Origin of the sequence: Streptomyces sp. XM83C, from assembly GCF_023072675.1 — a bacterium.
GTDB classification, from domain to species: Bacteria; Actinomycetota; Actinomycetes; order Streptomycetales; family Streptomycetaceae; genus Streptomyces; species Streptomyces thermocoprophilus.
Genome location: NZ_JALLGL010000363.1, coordinates 1 through 5,684, shown reverse-complemented (window position 1 = coordinate 5,684; position 5,684 = coordinate 1). Strand labels below are relative to the sequence as shown.

General features: G+C 73.5%; 6 protein-coding genes. 3 read left to right on the top strand and 3 right to left on the bottom strand.

The genetic code is table 11. The features are described 5' to 3' along the window. Positions 1 to 146: 146 nt before the first annotated feature. Positions 147 to 875, bottom strand: a complete 729-nt coding sequence (locus tag MTQ10_RS27185) for a TetR/AcrR family transcriptional regulator (RefSeq protein WP_282612650.1) — start codon at positions 873 to 875, stop codon at positions 147 to 149. 126 nt (positions 876 to 1,001) lie between these two features. Between MTQ10_RS27185 and MTQ10_RS27180 the strand changes: the two genes are divergently transcribed. From MTQ10_RS27180 to MTQ10_RS27170, 3 genes are all read left to right on the top strand, one after another. Continuing rightward, positions 1,002 to 2,510, top strand: coding sequence for an FAD-dependent monooxygenase (locus MTQ10_RS27180; RefSeq protein WP_247472889.1), 1,509 nt, complete (start codon positions 1,002 to 1,004; stop codon positions 2,508 to 2,510). A 123-nt stretch (positions 2,511 to 2,633) separates the two neighbouring features. Further along, positions 2,634 to 3,110 carry a carboxymuconolactone decarboxylase family protein gene (locus MTQ10_RS27175; protein WP_247472887.1) on the top strand — a complete coding sequence of 159 codons (477 nt, stop codon included), beginning with the start codon at positions 2,634 to 2,636 and terminating at the stop codon, positions 3,108 to 3,110. A 244-nt stretch (positions 3,111 to 3,354) separates the two neighbouring features. Next, complete coding sequence (locus MTQ10_RS27170) at positions 3,355 to 4,275, top strand: RNA polymerase sigma-70 factor (RefSeq protein ID WP_247472886.1); 921 nt, start codon at positions 3,355 to 3,357, stop codon at positions 4,273 to 4,275. Here the strand turns inward: MTQ10_RS27170 and MTQ10_RS27165 are convergent. Both MTQ10_RS27165 and MTQ10_RS27160 read right to left on the bottom strand, forming a co-directional pair. After that, entirely contained in the window at positions 4,268 to 4,732 is a 465-nt protein-coding gene (locus MTQ10_RS27165; RefSeq protein ID WP_247472884.1) for a cytidine deaminase, read from the bottom strand. The two genes, MTQ10_RS27170 and MTQ10_RS27165, sit on opposite strands and share 8 nt — an antisense overlap. After that, complete coding sequence (locus tag MTQ10_RS27160; RefSeq protein WP_247472883.1) at positions 4,729 to 5,313, bottom strand: MarR family winged helix-turn-helix transcriptional regulator; 585 nt, start codon at positions 5,311 to 5,313, stop codon at positions 4,729 to 4,731. The genes MTQ10_RS27165 and MTQ10_RS27160 overlap by 4 nt, the downstream gene beginning before the upstream one ends. Positions 5,314 to 5,684 lie beyond the last annotated feature (371 nt).

Sequence of the window (5,684 nt, the reverse complement as noted above, 5' to 3'; positions counted from 1 at the left end):
GTCCAGGGGCGGAGGGGCGGCCGGGGGCTCGGCGGCGTCCGGCTCCGGTGGTGGTCGGGGGTCGGTCCGGGACGCGAAAGGGCTCGGCCCGGCCGGGATTGCGGCCGGGTGGTGGCCGGTGCCGGCGGCTCGGGTGAGCCGCCGGTTCAGGCCTCCGGCCAGGCGCTGTGCGGGGCGGTGAGGTAGCGCTGGAGCGTGGGGCCCAGCCAGGCCACGAGTTCGTCGCGGGTCAGTTCGGTGACCGGCGGCAGGCGCAGCACATGGCGGGTGAGGGCGAGCCCCAGTGTCTGCGTCACGACGAGCGCGGCGCGCATGCGGATCTGCTCGGGGTCGGGGCAGGTGGCGCGGACGACGGGCAGCAACTGTTCACGCAGCACGTCCTGTAGCCGCTCGGCGCCGGCCGCGTCGGCGGTGCCGACCCTGAGGAGCGCGGTGAGCTGCTCGTTCTCCTCCCACAGGGTGAGGAAGTGGGCCACGAGCGTGGCCCCGATGCGGTCCCGGGGCACGGAGGCCAGATCGGGGATCTTCAGATCGACGGAGACCGCCGCGGCGAAGAGGCCCTCCTTGTTGCCGTAGTAGCGCATCACCATCGACGGGTCGATGCCCGCGTCCCTGGCGATGGCGCGGATGGTGGCGCGCTCGTAGCCGTCGGCCGCGAAACGCTCGCGGGCCGCGTCGAGGATCGCGGCGCGGGTGGCGTCGGAACGACGGGCGGGGGCGGCGGCGGAGCTGGAGGCGGGGGGCGTGCGTTTGCCGCGCGACCTGCCTCCGCCCTGTGCGGCGCCCGTCGTGGCGCCGGTCTTGGCGCCGGAACGGGTGCCGGAGGTGCTGTCGGAGTCGGTGCCGGACTTGCTGCGGGGCTTGCTGTCGTTCATGTCAACAACTGTAGGCCAACATATGTAGGCCAACAAGTGTTGACACATCCGCGGAGTGTCCCTACGTTGGTCAACGAGCGTTGGTCAACAGGTGTTGGCCAACAACCGCTGGCACAGGAGGCCCAGATGAACGGCAGCAGCAACGCCACCAGCAACTCCACCGGCATCGCCCGCACCCAGGGCAACCCGGCCGCCGGTCGCAACGTCATCGTCGTGGGCTCCGGCCCCACCGGGCTCCTCCTGGCCGGTGACCTCGCCGCCGCCGGCGTCCCGGTCACCCTGGTCGAGAAGCGCCCCCACAAGATCAGCAACCTCTCCCGCGCCTTCGTCCTGCACGCCCGCACCCTGGAGCAGCTCGACGCCCGCGGTCTCGCCGACGGCCTCGAAGTGGCCGGCCGCCCCTTGCAGCGCCTGCGCCTCTTCGGCCGCCTCACCGTCGACCTCGCCACCCTCCCCTCCCGCTTCAACCACCTCCTCGTCATCCCGCAGTACGAGGTGGAGGAGGCGCTGGAGCGGCGGGCCGTCGAGGCCGGGGTCGTCTTCCGCCACGAGACGCAGGTGACCGGCCTCGTCCAGGACGCGGACGGTGTCACGGTGCGGGTGCGCACGTCCGCCGGCGAGGAGGAGCTGCGCGCCGCGTACGTCGTCGGCACCGACGGCATGCGCAGCGCCGTACGGGAGGCGATCGGGCTGCCGTTCCCCGGACAGTCGGTGATCCGCTCCGTGGTGCTGGCCGATGTGCGGCTCGCGGAACAGCCGGAGGATCTGCTCACCGTCAACACCGTGGGCGACGCGTTCGCCTTCATCGCGCCGTTCGGCGACGGCTGGTACCGGATCATCGGCTGGCACCGCGGGCGCGACGTGCCCGACAGCGAGCCCCTCGACCTGGAGGAGATCAAGGAGATCGCCCGGCTCGCCCTCGGCCGTGACTACGGCATGCACGACGCCCGCTGGATGTCCCGCTTCCACAGCGACGAACGCCAGGCACCCGCGTACCGCGTCGGCCGGGTCTTCCTCGCCGGTGACGCCGCGCACGTGCACACCCCCGCCGGCGGCCAGGGTATGAACACCGGCCTGCAGGACGCGGCCAACCTCGGCTGGAAGCTCGCCCAGGTGCTGCACGGCCACGCCGAGGACACGCTCCTCGACACCTACGAGGCCGAGCGGCACCCGGTCGGCAAGGAGGTGCTGCGCAGCAGCGGCGGCATCGTCCGGCTGGCGATGGCCAAGCGCCCCTGGACCCTCGCCCTGCGCGCCGCTCTCACCACCGCCTTCGACCATGTGGCACCGGTCCGCCGCAAGGCCGTCGGGCAGATCACCGGCATCGGCTACCGCTACCCCGCCCCGCGCGGCGCGCACCGCCTGGTCGGTGCCCGCGTCCCCGACGTCGCCCTCGCCGGCGGCGGCCGGCTCTACGAGGCCCTGCGCGGCGGTCGCTTCGTCCTCATCACGCCGGACAGCGGCGTGGAGCCGTACGAGGCCGGGCCCGCCCGCAAGGACCGGCTGACGGTCGCCCACTGGGCCGGCACCCGCCGCACCACCCTGCTGGTCCGCCCCGACGGATACGTGGCCTGGGCGTCGGACGACGCCGGCCGGGCGGACATCGAGGCGGCACTCGCGGCCCACGTCGGCTGAGACCGCCCCCGGCCCCGCCCGTCATGAGACGTGGATCACGCCGGTGCCCGTGTCACAGGGGCGCCGGCCGTCTCGTCCCGTGAGTGAGCCATCCGGCGACCATGACACGACGGAGGAACCACGATGGACGCACGACTCGATCTGCTCGCCACCGAGACGGCGGGCAAGGCCTTCCGGCACCTTGTGGCCGCGGGCCGGACCGTGAAGGCGTCACCGCTGCCGGCCACCACCACGGAACTGGTGGCGCTGCGGGTGAGCCAGATCAACGGCTGCGCGGTCTGCGTGGACATGCACACCAAGGACGCGCTCGCCGCCGGAGAGACGCCGGTCCGGCTGAACCTGGTGGCGGCGTGGCGGGAGGCCACGGTCTTCACCGAGGCCGAGCGGGCCGCGCTGGAACTGGCCGAGCGTGGCACACGGATCGCGGACGGGGCGCCCGGCGTCGACGACGAGCTGTGGGCGCGGGCCGCCGAGCACTACGACGACGAGCAGCTGGCCGCGCTGGTGATGCTGGTGTCGTTCATGAACGTGGCGAACCGGCTGAACGTCATCACCCGGCGGCCGTGCGCCGGCGACTACGTGGCCGGGCAGTTCGACTGACCCGGCGCCACGCCGGGCCCGCGACGGGGGCGCGGCACCGGTACCGCCGGCACCGGACCGGCGGTACCGGACCGCCGGCACCGGCCGGCCGGGAGCGAAGGCCGGGCCGGCGGATCAAGGCGACGGCCGATCGAAACTGATCGAGACGATCAAGGCCGACGAAAGCCGATGAAGGCCGGTCGGGACCGACCGAGCCGTTTGAGACCGATCGAGACCGATCGATGGCGAGCGAGGGAGCCGATCCGTGGGGAAAGCCGAGGAGTTCGAGGAGCTGCGCCCGCTGCTGTTCTCGATCGCCTACCGCATTCTCGGCAGTGTGAGCGAGGCCGAGGACGCGGTGCAGGAGACCTGGCTGCGCTACGACCGCTCCGTGACCCGGCCCGTCTCCGTGAAGTCCTATCTGTCGGCCGCCGTCACCCGCATCGCGGTCGACGTGCTGCGCTCGGCGCGGGTGCGGCGCGAGGAGTACGCCGGGACCTGGCTGCCCGAGCCGCTGCTCGACGACCCCTACCAGGACCCGGCGCGCTCGGCGGAACTGGCCGACTCGGTGTCGACGGCGGCACTGCTGCTCGTGGAGCGGCTCAGCCCGCTGGAGCGGGCGGTGTTTGTGCTGCGGGACGTGTTCGCGTTCGGTTTCGCGGAGGTCGCGGCGGCGGTGGGCCGGTCGGAGACGGCGTGCCGGCAGCTGCTGGTCCGGGCACGGCGGCACATGCGGGAGGGCAGGCCCCGGTTCGCGGCGGACGAGCGGGAACGCGCCGAGCTGGCCGGGCGCTTCTTCGACGCGCTGAAGAACGGTGACGTGGCCGCGCTGCGCTCGGTGCTGGCCGCGGACGTCCGGCTGGTCGGCGACGGCGGCGGGAAGACGCCGCCGGCGCGGGGGCTGGTCGGCGCCGACCCTGTGGCGCGGCTGCTGGCGGGGGCGTATCCGCTGATGGCGCGGATCGGGGTGACGTTCGAGCCGTGCGAGGTGAACGCCGGTCCGGGCGCCGTCTTCCGGGACCGGGACGGCAAGGTGCTGCACGTCGTGGCGCTGGAGGTGGGCGACGGGCGCATCCGCACGGTCCGCGCCGTGCTCAACCCGGACAAGCTCGCCCACCTCGGCCCCGTCGCCGACGCCTGGGCGGTCGACGCGGAGCTGAGTGCGCTGCGCCGCGCCCTCAGCTGACGTCGTCCATCTGGTGGTCGGCCCAGACGTACGTCTCGGGCAGGAGTTCGGCGACCGGCACGGCCCGCATCCGGTCGCCGTCGCCGACGATGATCCGCAGCGTGGGGAAGTAGTCGAGCAGGACCTGGCGGCAGCGTCCGCACGGCGGTACGACGCCGCGGTCGCGGTCGCCGACGGCGACGACGGTGTCCAGCTCGTAGGCGCCCTGGGCGGCGGCCGTGCCGATGAGGACCAGTTCCGCGCAGGGGCCGCCGGTGAAGTGGTAGGCGTTGACGGCCGTGACGATCCGGCCGTCGCGGGCGCGTGCGGCGGCGGCCATGGTGTGGTTGTCGCCCCGGCAGCGGGTACGGGCGACCTCGGCGGCGGCTCGCACCAGCTCCAGGTCGACCGCCGCGCCGGGGTCGGCCTCTCGGCTCTCCGCCGCGGACGCCCCGTCGGGTCCGGCCGCCGTGGTCATGCGATGCCGCCCTCCTGACCGGCTCGTACCGTTCCGGCGAGCAACTCCCGCAGCAGCCCGGCGAGTTCCTCGGCCCGCTCCGCGTCCATGGCGGCGGTCAGCGCCTCGGTCTGGACGGCGAGGCCGGCGGCGACCGCCTCGTCGATCAGCCGCAGCCCCTCCTCGGTCAGGGTCACCTGGAGGCCGCGCCGGTCGTGCGGGTCGGGGGAGCGCCGCAGCAGCCCGGCGCGCTCCAGCTTGTCCAGCCGGCCCGTCATGCCGCCGGTGGTGAGCATGAGCGTCTGCGAGAGCTGACGCGGCGAGAGCGTGTACGGCGTGTCGGCCCGGCGCAGCGTGGCCAGGACGTCGAACTCTCCGCGGGAGATCCCGAACCGGCTGTACGTCTTCTCCATGCGGTCGCCCATGACACGCGCCAGCCGGTAGACGCGGCCGAACACCTCCATGGCGCGGGTGTCGAGGTCGGGGCGGACCGTCGCCCACTGGCCGATGATCGCGTCGACGGCGTCCGGGGCGGGCGCCTGCGCCTCGGGGGCCTCCTCGCCCGTCGCAGGGGGGTGTGCGGGCCGGGATTTCGCATGCATGGGCCGAGTATCCGCACGGGTCGGGTGCGTGGCAAGCAAGAAGCTTCCTCCTAAGTGGATTGATGCTAAGTAGCTCAGGTCTAAGCTATTTCTGGTCGGCCGCACAGCGGGCCGTCCGTCAGGTCGCACACCTGGGGGAGTCACCGTGCAGAACCGTCGGGCCGGGGAGCGCACCGCGCCGCGCGCGGTCCCCGCACCCGCACACCCTTGACGCACACCCCCTCACCCTTGGTGCGTCCAGGCGCCCTTGACCCCCGCGCGAACCCCCTGGACGCTAGACAGGATGCGGACATCGCGCACATCACGGACAACACCCCACCGTCCCGCCTCCCCGCACCACCCAGAACCGCCGACAGCGCCACCGCCTGCCC

What these genes read in the sequence shown, in the direction of transcription:
- MTQ10_RS27185 (WP_282612650.1), bottom strand. Translation starts at nt 875, where the DNA reads ATGAACGACAGCAAGCCCCGCAGCAAGTCCGGCACCGACTCCGACAGC.
- MTQ10_RS27180 (WP_247472889.1), top strand. Translation starts at nt 1,002, where the DNA reads ATGAACGGCAGCAGCAACGCCACCAGCAACTCCACCGGCATCGCCCGC.
- MTQ10_RS27175 (WP_247472887.1), top strand. Translation starts at nt 2,634, where the DNA reads ATGGACGCACGACTCGATCTGCTCGCCACCGAGACGGCGGGCAAGGCC.
- MTQ10_RS27165 (WP_247472884.1), bottom strand. Translation starts at nt 4,732, where the DNA reads ATGACCACGGCGGCCGGACCCGACGGGGCGTCCGCGGCGGAGAGCCGA.
- MTQ10_RS27160 (WP_247472883.1), bottom strand. Translation starts at nt 5,313, where the DNA reads ATGCATGCGAAATCCCGGCCCGCACACCCCCCTGCGACGGGCGAGGAG.